Raw genomic sequence first — 13,115 nt, forward strand, 5'->3', positions numbered from 1 at the left:
CATCCCTGACAGCCCGGCAAGCCACGACTGCAAGGCGCCGCAGTTGCCATACCGTTACCGCAGAACGTAGCCGCGCATGATGGTCATGATGGCCGCTATGCTCTGCTCCCGGGTGCGCTCCGGGTTGTACGTCTGCCGGTCCAGGCCCACCACGAAGATCGCTCCGAACATTGCCGCTTCGAGGCTGCCGCGGGCAATGCCGGTATCCACGGTGTACGTGGCGGCGACCTTTTCGATGGCCGCGCCAATCACGGCCAACAGCTCGCTGCGGAGCTCGACGAAGAGCTTGCCCCACTCGCTGGGAGTCCGCCAGTTCTCGCTGACCCAGAGTCGCGCGAAGGAGGGGTAGTCGTCCATGAAGTCCATTGCTTGGCCGAGCATGGCTTCCATGGCTTCGAGCGGATCGGCGTGCAAGCCTTCGATGGCCTGGAGCCGGCCGAGCATGATGTCGACGCCGTGGCGCAGCAGCTGGGCGATCAGATCGGCTTTGCTCCCGAAGTTGTAGTAGACCGTTCCCTTGGATACCCCGGCCGCGGCCGCAATCTCGTCCACGGTGACGCCTGCTGCGCCGCGCTCGCCGATCAGTTCCATGGAGGCGTCGAAGAGCCGCTGTTTGGTGGCGTTGGTGCGGGCCGGGCGGAGCTTCTTTTCAGGAATCTCCGGCTCTTGCATGCTCATACCGCGATCTCCGGCTTCAGGGTCTTGAGGGTCCATGTCTTGTGCTTACCGACGGCCAGCGTGGACAGCGCGGCTCCCAGCACAGTGTAGCCAAGCAGCCCCAGGACAATCGGCCAGATCATGGACAAGTCGCCACCGTAGATCAGGTGCCGCATGCCGGTCACCACATAGCCCATCGGCATGATCTCGTGCACCACATGCAGCGGCATGGGGGTGGTTTGCCACGGGAATGTTCCGCCGGAAGACACCAACTGCAGGACCAGAAGGATCAACACCACAAACTTTCCAGGAGTCCCCAGCAAAGCCACGATGCCTTGGATGAGGGCCGTGAACGCCATGACCGCGGCCAGCATGAACAACCACATCCACACCGGGTGTGCCGCGTTGAGTCCCAGCCCCAGGTCCACCACGAGGGTGAGGATGCTGGCCTGCAGCACGGAGACCACGAAGAAGGGGAGCCAGCCACCGACGGCGATTTTCCACGACGGAGCGTTCGACGCCAAGGCCCGCTGCGTGATGGGACGCATCGCCTGGACCAGCATGAACACGCCGATCCAGAGGGACAACGTCAGGAAGAACGGGGCGAGGCCCGCGCCGTAGGATCCCGCCTTGGCTTGGGAAACGTTGTTGACAGCGACCGGGTCCGCGATCACCTTGGACACTTCGCTCTTTTGGGCGTCGTTCGGGTTGGGGACCTTGCCCGCGCCCTTGGCCAATTCGCTGGCCAGGGTGCGCGATCCGTCCGCGGCCGTGGCGGCGCCGCTTGCAAGTTGCGCCGCGCCGTCGTCGAGCTTTGCCGCACCATCGGCGAGAGCCGCAGTGCCGTCCACAGCAGACTGTTCGCCTGCCGCCAAGGCGGCAGCGCCCGAGCTGAGCCGGTCCGCGCCGGCCGAAGCCTGGCCGATGGCGCCTGTCAGGGCAGGCGTGGCCCCCGCGATCTTGGCGGCGCCTGCGCTGACCGCGGCCGATCCGTTGGAGAGTTGCTGGATCTGGGCGGCATCCGCCGAGATCTTGGCCTTGGCGTCCGTCACGGGGGTGGATGCGGCGGCGGTGTCGAAGTCGGCCAGGATCTTGTTGGCCTGGTCCTGGGTGATGACACCGGCGGATACGAGCCGCGCGTTTGAGGCTACAACGCGGTCCCGCGCCCCGGCGTCGAACGCTGAAAGCTGCCCGACGACGTCCTGGACCTTTGCGTTCAACTGGGCGTTTCCGGCGGCTACTTGGGCGGCGCCGTCGGCGAGCTTCTGGGAGTCGGCCGGGAGGGACGCGGTCTTGTTCTTCAGTTCGGTGAGACCGGCGCTGAGCTGGCCCGCGCCGTCGTTCAGCTGATTCGCGCCGTCGCGCAGCTTGTTTTGGCCCGCCAGGAGTTCGGACGCACCGCTGCTGAGCTTGCTGGTGCCGTCATGGAGGGTTGCCGCGCCATCGCTGAGCTTCCCGACGCCGTCGGCCAGCTGGGAGGCGCCGTCGGACGCCTTGACGATCGAAGCGTGGATGGTGCCGAAGCCTGTGAGGAGTTGGTTGGCGGTTTCCTCGCCTACTTCCTTGGCGACAGTGGAGTGCACCGCAGTGGTGAGTTTGTCCACGATGGTGCTGAGGAGGTAGTTGTTCGCATCGTTGGTGGTGACGTTGAGCATCGCTTGGTTGGCGGCGTCGAAGCTGCCCGGGGAGACCAGGTTGGCTGAGAAGTCCTTCGGGATCTTCAGGGCGAAGGCGTACTTCCCCGATTCAACACCAGCGTCGGCTTCCGCCGTGGTGGCCACCCGCTGCCAATTGAAGACGTGGCTCTCCACGAGGCTGTCAGCAACCTTCTTGCCCGCCTGCAGTTCGGGGCCGTCGGCCGGTTTGGCACCCGCGTCCTCGACGACGAGTGCGGCGTCGATCTGGTTGAGGTTGCCGTAAGGATCCCAGTTCGCGTACAGGTACACGGCTCCGTAGAGGAGGGGCACCATGGTCAGGGCGAGGATGGTCAGCTTGGGCAGGAGCCCGCCGGTCATGCGCTTGAGTTCGGACCGGGCCAGCCGCAGAACAGTCACTTTGCGATCCTTTGCAGGGTTTCGGGTATTTCTTCGGGATCTTCCGGCAGGCTGTCGAGCGGTTCGGCGGGTTCTGCAGGTGCCGTATGCGTGACCGAGTTGCCGATCACCGCGGCGGGGCCGTCCCAGCTGTCCGGGAGGGCAGAGACGACGGCGACGACGGCGAGCGGCCGCCCGGCGTCGTACGCCAACTGCTCAAGCCGCGGAAGCCAGTCCGCAGGGTTCGCGCTGTGTCGGTCCGGGGAGTCGAGCACCAGGAGATCGAGGGCAGGGTCCGCGAGGGCCAGGGCCGTCAGGAGCTCGAGGCGCCGGTCCGCAGGGAGCTGCTCAATCCACAGCCCGGCGATGTCCTCGAAGCGGTTGACCTTGAGCCAGGGCTTGCTGAGGAGGGCGCCACGGTAGCGGCGGGGGATGAGGGAGAGGTCTTCGGTGACGAGGTCGCGGACGCTCAAGTGCTGCTCGGGTTCGTTGACGCCGGGGGAGTCAATCAGGGCGCTCGCGGCCCGGACTCTCTTGGTCTTTGCTGAGTTGTCCCAGCTCAGGACACCATTGCTGGGTTTCATCCGGCCGCTCAGCGCGAGAGCCAAAGCCGTGCGCTGGTCCTGGCCGTCGCCATTGACGAGGACGAGCTCCCCGCGCCGGGCTTCGAGGGACGTGGGAGGCAGGAGATCGTCCCGGCGGCCGTCGATCTGGAGTTGCTGTACGGACAGCACAATTGGACCTTTCGCAGAACCTGTTATCTGCTCCAATCGTAACTGAACTGACCGGTCAGTCCAAATAGACTTCTCGGCCCCCCGGAAAGCTAGCCGCCGGTAGGCTTTGCGCGGCGGACGGGCATGAACGTACGGGGCGGCTCTGCCGCGGCCAGGAAATTGGTGATCAAGCCGGCGACGGCTTCCGGCTGTTCCAGTGGAAGCCCGTGGGATGCTCCCGGGACGACCGCCAGTTGGCCTTGGGGGAGGGCGTCGTACAACGAGAGGGTGTGGGGCAAGGTGACCACGTCGTCGTCGCCGACGATGACGAGCACCGGCTGGGCAATTTGCGCGATGTCGGTGGTGGTGAGTGTCGGCTCTGTAGTGAACATCGCGACGCTCTTGCCAAAGACGGCATTGAGGTGTTCTGCCCCGTCGGGAGATCGCTCGATGTAGGCCTTGCCTAGTTCCTGCGCAATGGGCGATTGCGGGTCCATGTCGAAGGGGACAGTGCCGTTGTAGTGGTAATTGGTACCAATGACCACTAGCTTTTGCACGAGTTCAGGCCGTCGGAGCGCGACAAGGAGGGCAACGATCCCGCCGTCACTCCACCCCACCAGATGGGCGGGGCCGCCAACGACGTCCTCGAGCACCCGGACAGTCTCGGTGGCCATGTCCGCGTAGTGGAACTCGGCATCTGTGTCCGCCGTGTAGCCATGGCCTCGACGATCGAACGCGACCACGCGGAATCGCTCCGACAAACCTGGTCCAATGCTCCTGAGCAGATCGTCGCTGTTACTCAAGCCGCCATGCAACAGCAAGAGGGGTGCGCCTGGGCCGCCCAGGTCTTCCACCCAGGTTGGGTGTCCGTCAATGTCGAGGTGCTTGGCCATGCGGCCATTGTCCTCCCGCCTCGGCGACGCCACAACGGCCCGCCGACGCCACAACGGATATCAGGGTTACAGCCCGTACTTCTCCAGCAGCCTCAGCCACACCTCGCTGATAGTAGGGAAGGAAGGCACCGCATGCCACAGCCTGTCGAGCGGGACTTCACCCACAATCGCGATCGTGGCGCCGTGCAAGAGCTCAGCCACTCCGGGCCCGGCAAACGTGGCACCCACCACCACCTTCCGGTCCTCGTCCACCACCAGTTGCGCCCAGCCCTTGTATTTCTCAGAGTGCAGTTGGGAACCGGATACGTCGATGGGCAGCTCCACCGAGCTCGCATTGATACCCTTCTGTAGCGCCTGCTTGAGGCTGGGTCCCACGGATGCCACTTCCGGATCCGTGAACACCACGCTGGGGATCGCGTATTCGTCGGCCGTTTTCGCCACGGCAGTCCAAGGTTTCGGGGTGCCGTGCAGCGTTCCGTTAGCGCGGGCCACGATGGCGTCGCCTGTGGCCCGGGCCTCGTACTTGCCCTGATGGGTGAGGAAGACCGATCCCGCGGCATCGCCGGCCGCGTAGAGCCAGAGTCCGCTGGTGCCGTCGCTCGCCGGACCCTCGACCAAGCCGCTCGCATCCGTGGTGAGGCGCAAGGGTTTGCCGTCTTCGGCGTCGAGCCCTACGTTCTCAAGTCCCAAGTTGTCCAAGGCTGGCCGCCGGCCGGTGGCTACCAGCAATTGATCGCAGGCCAGGACGGTCCCGTCACCGAGCGTGACACTGAAGGAACGGTCCTGGTTTTGTTCTACGTGCGTGGTGTCCGTCCCAAGACGAAGATCGATACCGTCGGCACGGAGCCCTGCCGCAACCAGATCGGCGGCTTCCTCGGGGAACGCGCTCAGCAACCGGCCTCGGGCAACGATCGAAACCGACGAGCCCAAACGGGCGAACGCCTGGGCGAGTTCGACGCTGGCAACCCCGCCGCCCAGGACCACGAACCGTTCGGGGATGTGTTGGACGGAGGTCGCACCACGAGTAGTCCAATAGGGGACTTCCTGCAGGCCTTCGATTTTCGGGATGACGGGTGTGGATCCGGTGGCCACCACCACGGCGTGGTGGGCCTTGAGCGAATAGCTGTTGCCGTCCTTGCCATCCACCTGGACTTCGCGGGGGCCGGTGATGCGCGCTCGGCCCCGGACGAGTTCGATGCCAGTGTCCACGAGCCATTGCACGGCGCCGTCGTCCTGCCACTTGTTGGTGAAGTAGTCGCGGTACTTCAGGACAGGAGCGGCATCCAGGACCTTCGTGATGGAGTCCGATGCTCCGGGCACAGATTGGGCCGTGTGCAGGGCGGTTCCGGGCCGAAGGAGCGCCTTGGACGGTATGCAGGCCCAATAGGAGCACTCCCCGCCGACGAGTTCAGCCTCCACAATGGCCGCGGTAAGGCCGCCCCGGACCACTCGGTCTGCGACGTTTTCACCCACCGCTCCGGCGCCAATCACAATGACATCGAATTCCCGGATATTCTCCTCAGCCATGGGAGAAGCCTACGCCCGGACGCAGACCGGGATCAGGGACGCGGCGACGGATTCTGCTGGACTAGGCGTCCATCGCGCCCTTGAACCAGCCGGTGATGCTGGCCGGATGGGTGATGGCAGTACCGACGACGACGGCGAACGCCCCGGCGTCGAGGGCCTGGCGGGCTTGCGCGGGGGTATGGATACGGCCCTCGGCGATGAGTGGCTTGCCGAGCCCGGCCCCGGCGATCTGCTCGAGGAGTTCGAGGTCCGGGCCGTCGGTTTTGGGGCGTTCGCCGGTGTAACCGGCCAGCGTGGTGCCAATTAGGTCAACACCAGCCTCGACGGCGGCCACGGCATCGGCGTGGGAACCGCAATCAGCCATGACAAGTGCATGAGATTCGGCGTGGATTCCATCGACCGTTTGCTTGAGGCTCAAGCCGTCGGGCCGGGGGCGCAGCGTGCCATCGATAGCCACCACGTGGGCGCCGGCATTCGCGACGGCGAGGGCGTGCCGGAGCGTCGGGGTGATGAAGACGCCGTCGTACCCGTCCTTCCAGAGCCCGATCACCGGGACCTCCACGGCTGTGCGGGTAAACTGCACGTCCGCGAGGCCCTGGACGCGGATTGCCGCAGCACCACCGATCACCGCAGACGCCGCCACCTGGCCGGTCGTTCGGGGATCCCGCATGGGCTCGCCCGGGTAGGCCTGGCAGGACACGATCAACTGCGAACGGAGGGCTTCGAGGCCATCGGGGGTCAGGATCATGGGGTGTCTCCTTGCGAGGATGTTTGGGTGTTTTCGTGTTTTCGTGTTTGGGCGTTTGGGCGTCAGTTCAGGACAAGCTTGGCCGCACCAACAATGGCCGCGGTATTGCCTAGGGCCGCCCGAAGCACGGGAATGTCAGCGAGCGGGGCCATGAGTTCCGTGCGCAGAGCGCGTTCCATGGGTTTCCACCAGAAGTCTCCGGCATCTGCGAGACCGCCGGAAACCACTACCATCTCCGGGTCGAAGATGTTCACGAGCCCACCGATCGCCTGCCCGGCGGCACCTGCACCGACCCCGATGGCCTTGACCGCGGCAAGGGCGCCGGTGCTGTCAGCGGAAGCGGCCTGCGCGAGGGAAAATACGGCTCGTGTATCAGGGACGTCGGGAGAACCGCCGAAACGAACGAAGGATTCGCGGATGGCCGGACCGGAGGCGATCGCCTCGACGTGGCCCGAACCGCCACACACGCAGGGGAGCGCCGTGCCCTCGTGATAGGCGTACGGCGAAGCAAAATGACCCACGTGCCCACCCACATAGTGGTGCCCCAAAACAGGCGAGCCATCCAGCACAAAACTGCCGCCGACCCCCGTCCCGAAAGCCACCATGAGCGAACTCGAAGACCCCGCAGCCGCCCCACGCCACGCCTCACCAAGAGCATGCGCGTGCACATCGTTGACGGCCCTCACCGCGTCCCGAGCCAACCCGAGGCTATCCGCCAAGCCAGCAGCCAACCTGGTCCCGGCCCACCCCAGAATCGCATCAGTCGCCGAAACCACGGTCCCGCTCGCGGCATCGATGACCCCGGCAGAACCCACGCCAACACGCGCGACGTCGATTCCCTCACCCGCGGCCCGCCGCATGAGCCGCCCCACGAGCACCGCAGTTGCCTCCAAAATAGCGTCACTCCCACCCCGATTCAGCGTAGGAATCTGCTCCGAAAACAACACCTCCCCATCGGCCCCCACAACCCCGGCGGCAGTCTTCGTCCCGCCAAGATCAACCCCGATCACGTACATCATTTTTGTCCTCCGGATCGTTCGATTGCTGGGTTCATCGTTGTTGGGTCACGTGTTGCTGCGGTCTGTCTGTGGTCGGGTTAGCTGTGGCCGGGACAGCGCGGACCCATCATTTCGCCGGCGCTTAGACACCTCCCGCCGTTCCGCTACGGTCGCTGAGCGACCTCCGCAGAACTCTGGTCGGCGATGCGCGCCTACACGAAACAATGCGCCCGCGCTTTGCGCTGACATCCCACCTGACGCTGCAACCTGTCGCCTCACCGACCGCCTGCCGCGCCGAACGGGACCTTGCCGCCTGCAGTGGGCACGGTGCGGATCCCTGCCCAGTCACAAAGGTTCCGCATTCGCCCGAGTGCCGGAGGGACGGTTTTGTGTAGTCCCGCATCGCCGACCAGAACGCTGCGCAGGTCGCTCAGCGACCGGAGCGGCATGGCGGGAGGAAGAGAAGCCCCAGGGGCCCGAGCCGAGCTTGCGAGGCTTGGGGAGGGGCTGAACGCTAAGGGACGGCAAAACTGGTCCGCCGGCACGACCCGACCACGGCAACCCGCAAAAGGTGGCGTGACGGCTATCCACAAAAGGTGTCCTCCGGAAGCCCGCCTAGGTGAGAACGGCGCCGCCCCTTAGACCAGGCCGTTGCGCTCGAGGATCGTCCGGATCGCGGCGGTTTCTTCGGCGTTCAGGGGGAGCATTGGGGCGCTCATGGTGTTGGATTCGATGATGCCCATGATTTGGAGGGCCGTCTTGAACGCGCCTAGTCCTGCTGCGCCGCCGGAGACTCGGCCGTTGGGGGTGTAGACGATGTCGAAGAGGTCGGCCAGGCGGTCTTGTTCGGCGGCGGCTGCGGTCCAGTTTCCGGTTTGGGCGGCGTCGAACAGGCGGCGGTAACCGGCGGGGTCGACGTTGCCGAGGCCGGGGACTACGCCTTGGGCGCCGGCGAGGAGGGCGCCGTCCACTACTATTTCGTGGCCCGTGAAGATGTCGAAGTTGGGGATGTCCTTGGCTGCGAGGAGCAGTTGGCGGAAGGACACGTCGTCGCCGGAGGAATCCTTGACGCCTGCGATCACGCCGTCGCGGCCGAGGCGGACCAGGAGGTCGGTGGGCAGTTTGAAGTGGGTGCGGACGGGGACGTCGTAGGCGAAGATCGGCTTGTCCACGGCAGCGTGGATGCTGCGGAAGTGGGTTTCGGTCTCCTGGGCGTTGCCGATGGCGTAGTACATGGAGGTGACCACGATCGCGTCGGCTCCGAGGTCTACAACCTTGCGCGCTTCTTCGATGACGCGGTTGGTGGTTTGTTCGTTGGCGCCCACGATGAGGGGCACGGCACCGGCGTTCGCGTCGGCGATCGTGGAGACCACCAGTTCGCGCTCTTCGTTGGTCATGTAGGGGACCTCGCCCGAGGAGCCCAACACGAAAAGGCCGGACACGCCGCCGTCGAGCAGGTGCTTGGTGACGTTCTTCAGGGACGCGGTGTCAACGCGGCCGTCAGCGTGGCGGGGGGTGATGACCGGGGGGATGACGCCCTGGAACTGAGTAGACACAAAAATCTCCGTTGTTTGGATCTGAAAGGGAAAAACTTAGGTGTGGAGCAGGCTTGGCGCAGCGCCGAGCAGCTTCTTGGTGTAGTCGTTGCTCGGGTTGTCGAAGACCTGGGCGGCCGGGCCTTCCTCCACGATCTGTCCGAAGTACATGACGCAGATGCGGTCGGAGACGTAGCGGACGGTCTGGATGTCGTGCGAAATGAAGACCATGCCGAGGTTCAGCTGGGATTTCAGGTCGGACAGCAGGTTCAGGACTTGCGCGCGGACGGAAACGTCGAGGGCCGACGTCGGTTCGTCCGCCACGATGATGTCCGGATCCAAGGCGAGGGCGCGGGCGATCGCCACGCGCTGGCGCTGCCCGCCGGAGACTTGCGACGGCGTGACCTCGCCGGCCGATTGTGGCAAGCCGACGAGGGCCAGCAGTTCCTTGACCTTGTCCGAGCGGGACGCGGCGTTGCCGATGCCGTGCACCTGCAGGGGGTCGGTGAGGATGTCCTGGATGGTCATGCGCGGATTGAGGGCCGTGGCCGGGTCCTGGAAGACCACGGATACGGCGCGTCCGAATTCCTTGCGCATCCGGGCGTTGCGTTTGATGGCCGGCCTGCCGTGGAAGAGCACCTGACCCGACGTCGGCGCCTGGAGTCCGACGAGCACCGAAGCGAGCGTGGACTTGCCGCAGCCGGACTCACCGACGATGCCGACGGTCTCACCGCGGCTGATGCTGAAGTCCACGCCGTTGACGGCCTTGACGATGTTGGGCCGGAAGAGGCCGCCCGTGCGGGCCCGGTGGTGGACCTTGACGTCCTTGAGCTCGATGACCGGCTTGCCGGTTGAAACGCTCACTTTGCGTCCTCCTTCAAGTGGCTGGCCCAGTAGTGATCGCGATCTGTTCCGCCAGCGGCGGGTTGAACAACCGCGAGCACCAATTGCTGGTTCGGATCGGCGTCGGGCCTCAACGAGCGTGCCGCAAAGCGGTCGCCGGGAGCGAAATCGCGAGGCGACGGGACCGTGCCGGGAATCTGGTGGAGGCGGACGGCGTCGGCCTCGATCGAAAGGACGGCGCCCAACAAACCGCGCGTGTACTCGTGGCGGGGGTTCTGCAGGAGCTCCGAAGCCTGCGCGGATTCCACCACCTGGCCGGCGTACATGACCGTGATGCGGTGGGCCAAGGAGGCAACCAGGGCGAGGTCGTGGCTGACGAAGACCATGGCGAAGCCGAGTTTTTCGCGCAGTTCGTTGAGCAGTTCCACAACCTGCTTCTGGACGGTGACGTCCAGGGCAGTGGTGGGTTCGTCTGCCACCACGATTTTCGGTGAGCGGGAGAGCGCCATGGCGATCAGCACACGTTGGCGCTGGCCGCCGGAGAGCTCGTGCGGGTAGCTGGCGAGCGTGCGGACGGGATCGAGCTTCACCATCTCCAACAACTCAGCGGGAGTCTTGCGGCCGCCGCGCCTGGTCAGCTGGGTCATTTGCTCCTTGATCTTCATGGATGGGTTGAGCGAGCTCAGCGCATCCTGGTAGATCATGGCGATCTGTTCGCCGCGCAGGCCCTGGTAGGCCTTGGCGTTGCTGTGCTTCGAGCCGGAATCCAGGAGCTCCTTGCCATCGAAGGTGATGGAACCGGTGATCTCGGCAGTTTTGGGCAGCAGACCCATGATCGCGAGGGACGTGATGGACTTGCCGCAACCGGATTCGCCCACCAGGCCCATGGTTTCCCCTTCGCGGACGGTGAAGGAGACGTTGTCCACGATCGCGGTTTCGCCGAAGCGGCCGGGGAAGCGGATGGATAGGTTCTTGACCTCCAGCACGTTCCGGGCGTCGGCGGGGACCTGGGGAAGCCGGTCGGTGCGCTTGGATTCGATCGACGCGAGGAGCTCGAGTTCCCTATCTAACGCCGACTTGGGGTCCAGCAGGGCGTGGGGGTTCTCTGCTGCAAGTCTTGGATCGTTTAGAACCGACGCCGCGTAGTCCTCTTCGGAGAGGGGATCACCGTTGGCGGCGCGCACGCCGTCGAGCTCGTGCTGTTCCACGACGGAAGGCTGGGCTACCGACGTCGCGATCTCGGTATCGACGGCGGCGCCCGCTACAACAGCGGCCGATCCGTCGTCGTCCTTCACCACCGGTGCCTTGCGCAGCTTCGGGTTCACCATGGCGTCGGTGAGGCCCTCGGCAAGGATGTTCAGGGCGAGCACGGTAAGCAGGATCGTGAGACCGGCGAAGGTGGTTGCCCACCAGCCACCGGACAGGACCAGGTTGCGTCCGTAGGAGATCACGTTGCCCCACGACGGTGCAGGATCCTGGACGCCGGCGCCGAGGAAGGACAGTGAGGCTTCGAGGATGATGGCATCGGCCACCATTACGGTGGCGAAAACAAGTACCGGGGCCGCGGTGTTTCGGACAATGTGCTTGAGCAGGATGTAGGCGCGGCCGGCACCCATCACGCGTTCGGCGCGCACGTAGTCTTCACCGTATTGGGAGAGCACATTGGCGCGGACCACGCGGGCAAGTTGGGGGGTGTAGATGATGGCGATCGCAATGATGATGGTGGGTACCGAGTTGCCGAACGCGGCGAGGAGTACGGCTGCGAGGGCGATGCCCGGGAACGCCATGAGGATGTCCATGAGGCGCATGATGGTCTCGTTGACGGCCTTGCTGGACGTCGCTGCGAGGGAACCAAGCACGGCGCCGACGACGATCGCGAGGGCCACCGCGCCGAGGCCGATCATGAGGGAAGACTGCGACCCGTAGAGCAGCCGGGAGAAGACGTCGCGGCCCAGGCGGTCGGTACCGAAGAAGTGGTCGGCGTCCGGCGCTTGCGCTGGTATGAACGTTTCCAAGGGATCGTGCGGCGCGATGACCGGCGCGAAGATGGCGGCCATCGCGATGATCACGAGGAACAACAGGGCTAAACGCGATCCCCAGGGGAGGGACTTGAAGCGGACGCCCGGGGCGCTGAGCCGTTCAGCAAGTTTGCTGCGCATGGCTATACCGTCCTGATTCGGGGGTTGATGAGCAGGTACAGGAGATCCACCACGATGTTCACCAAAACGAAGGTGACGGAGATGGTGAGGACCACGCCCTGGACCAGATTGACGTCCAGGTTGGTGATGCCGTTGAGGATCAGCTGTCCCATGCCCGGGAGGGCGAAGATCATTTCAATCACGACGGCGCCGCCCAGGAGATAGCCCACGCGCAGTCCCAGCACGGTCACCGGAGTGACGAGGGCGTTGCGGAGGACGTTCCGGGAAACCACCTCGCGGTAGGGGACGCCGTTGCCAATTGCCGTGCGCACGTAGTCGCGGTCCAGTTCTTCCACCATGGACGTGCGGACCACGCGGATCAAGGAAGCTGAGACCGGGATGCCGAGCGCGAGGGCCGGGAGCGCCATCGAGTTGAGCCAACCGCCGAAGCCGGACTCCGGCGTCGCTATTCCACCCGAGGGAAACAGCGGATTGTTGCCGAGCGCGAACCACTGGATGAGCAGGATGCCGAGCCAGAAGGACGGCGTGGCGATGGCGGCAATGGAGAAGACCCGGACCAGCTGGTCTTGCCACTTGTCACGGTAGAGGGCACCGATGATGCCGAAAACCAAGGACAGGACGACGGCGATGATCACCCCGAGGAAGGTCAGCTGGAGCGTCAGCGGGAAGGCCGAGGCGATCATGGCTGCCACCGACTTGGAGGGCGGGGTGGTCACGCCAAGATCGAGCTGAAGGAGCCTGCCCAGGAAACGGAAGTACTGGACGAACAGGGGATCGTTCAGGCCGTTCTCCTGGCGGTACTGCTGCTTGGCTTCCTCGCTGGCGGCTTCGCCGAGGGCCGAGCTGGCCTGGTCGCCTGGGGCTGCTTGAAGGACGAGGAAGACCAGCAGCGTGATGCCCAGGATCATTAGGGGCAATGCTGCGAGCCTGCGTCCAAGCAGGCGCAATATGATGACCAATGTGTTCTCCGGTTGCTTTGGTGCGGGGACTGCGTGGCGGTCTCGCGGGG

General features: G+C 65.1%; 11 protein-coding genes. All 11 read right to left on the bottom strand.

Features of this window, described 5'->3' with window-relative positions; all coding sequences use genetic code 11:
* Nucleotides 1-54: 54 nt before the first annotated feature.
* The 11 genes from ACX5I4_RS02565 to ACX5I4_RS02615 all read right to left on the bottom strand — a co-directional run bounded on the left by ACX5I4_RS02565 (nucleotide 55) and on the right by ACX5I4_RS02615 (nucleotide 13,065).
* Nucleotides 55-678 (bottom strand): TetR/AcrR family transcriptional regulator, encoded by a 624-nt coding sequence (locus ACX5I4_RS02565; protein ID WP_461835263.1) that lies wholly within the window; start codon nucleotides 676-678, stop codon nucleotides 55-57.
* Nucleotides 675-2,711: a YhgE/Pip family protein gene (locus ACX5I4_RS02570; RefSeq protein ID WP_461835264.1), complete on the bottom strand. Its 2,037-nt coding sequence runs from the start codon at nucleotides 2,709-2,711 to the stop codon at nucleotides 675-677. The genes ACX5I4_RS02565 and ACX5I4_RS02570 overlap by 4 nt, the downstream gene beginning before the upstream one ends.
* Nucleotides 2,708-3,424, bottom strand: a complete 717-nt coding sequence (locus tag ACX5I4_RS02575; protein WP_461835265.1) for an ABC transporter ATP-binding protein — start codon at nucleotides 3,422-3,424, stop codon at nucleotides 2,708-2,710. The genes ACX5I4_RS02570 and ACX5I4_RS02575 overlap by 4 nt, the downstream gene beginning before the upstream one ends.
* A gap of 89 nt (nucleotides 3,425-3,513) precedes the next feature.
* Nucleotides 3,514-4,296 (bottom strand): alpha/beta fold hydrolase, encoded by a 783-nt coding sequence (locus tag ACX5I4_RS02580; RefSeq protein ID WP_461835266.1) that lies wholly within the window; start codon nucleotides 4,294-4,296, stop codon nucleotides 3,514-3,516.
* 66 nt (nucleotides 4,297-4,362) lie between these two features.
* On the bottom strand, nucleotides 4,363-5,823 hold the full coding sequence (locus ACX5I4_RS02585) for a dihydrolipoyl dehydrogenase family protein (protein WP_461835267.1): 1,461 nt from the start codon (nucleotides 5,821-5,823) through the stop codon (nucleotides 4,363-4,365).
* 61 nt (nucleotides 5,824-5,884) lie between these two features.
* Nucleotides 5,885-6,571, bottom strand: coding sequence for an N-acetylmannosamine-6-phosphate 2-epimerase (locus ACX5I4_RS02590; RefSeq protein WP_461835268.1), 687 nt, complete (start codon nucleotides 6,569-6,571; stop codon nucleotides 5,885-5,887).
* A 62-nt stretch (nucleotides 6,572-6,633) separates the two neighbouring features.
* The gene (locus tag ACX5I4_RS02595) at nucleotides 6,634-7,590 is read right to left on the bottom strand and encodes an ROK family protein (RefSeq protein ID WP_461835269.1); all 957 of its coding nucleotides are present in this window, start codon (nucleotides 7,588-7,590) and stop codon (nucleotides 6,634-6,636) included.
* Nucleotides 7,591-8,207: 617 nt separating this feature from the next.
* Nucleotides 8,208-9,125: a dihydrodipicolinate synthase family protein gene (locus ACX5I4_RS02600; protein WP_461835270.1), complete on the bottom strand. Its 918-nt coding sequence runs from the start codon at nucleotides 9,123-9,125 to the stop codon at nucleotides 8,208-8,210.
* Nucleotides 9,126-9,161: 36 nt separating this feature from the next.
* The gene (locus ACX5I4_RS02605) at nucleotides 9,162-9,968 is read right to left on the bottom strand and encodes an ATP-binding cassette domain-containing protein (protein WP_461835271.1); all 807 of its coding nucleotides are present in this window, start codon (nucleotides 9,966-9,968) and stop codon (nucleotides 9,162-9,164) included.
* Nucleotides 9,965-12,106, bottom strand: coding sequence for a dipeptide/oligopeptide/nickel ABC transporter permease/ATP-binding protein (locus ACX5I4_RS02610; RefSeq protein WP_461835272.1), 2,142 nt, complete (start codon nucleotides 12,104-12,106; stop codon nucleotides 9,965-9,967). Before ACX5I4_RS02610 ends, ACX5I4_RS02605 begins: the two co-directional genes overlap by 4 nt.
* 2 nt (nucleotides 12,107-12,108) lie before the next feature.
* Entirely contained in the window at nucleotides 12,109-13,065 is a 957-nt protein-coding gene (locus tag ACX5I4_RS02615) for an ABC transporter permease (RefSeq protein WP_461835273.1), read from the bottom strand.
* Between the last annotated feature and the right edge of the window lie 50 nt (nucleotides 13,066-13,115).

The organism is Arthrobacter sp. MMS24-S77 (genome assembly GCF_054888235.1).

Coding starts and splice junctions, on each gene's coding strand:
- ACX5I4_RS02565 (WP_461835263.1), bottom strand. CDS start 678: ATGAGCATGCAAGAGCCGGAGATTCCTGAAAAGAAGCTCCGCCCGGCC.
- ACX5I4_RS02580 (WP_461835266.1), bottom strand. CDS start 4,296: ATGGCCAAGCACCTCGACATTGACGGACACCCAACCTGGGTGGAAGAC.
- ACX5I4_RS02585 (WP_461835267.1), bottom strand. CDS start 5,823: ATGGCTGAGGAGAATATCCGGGAATTCGATGTCATTGTGATTGGCGCC.
- ACX5I4_RS02590 (WP_461835268.1), bottom strand. CDS start 6,571: ATGATCCTGACCCCCGATGGCCTCGAAGCCCTCCGTTCGCAGTTGATC.
- ACX5I4_RS02595 (WP_461835269.1), bottom strand. CDS start 7,590: ATGATGTACGTGATCGGGGTTGATCTTGGCGGGACGAAGACTGCCGCC.
- ACX5I4_RS02610 (WP_461835272.1), bottom strand. CDS start 12,106: ATGCGCAGCAAACTTGCTGAACGGCTCAGCGCCCCGGGCGTCCGCTTC.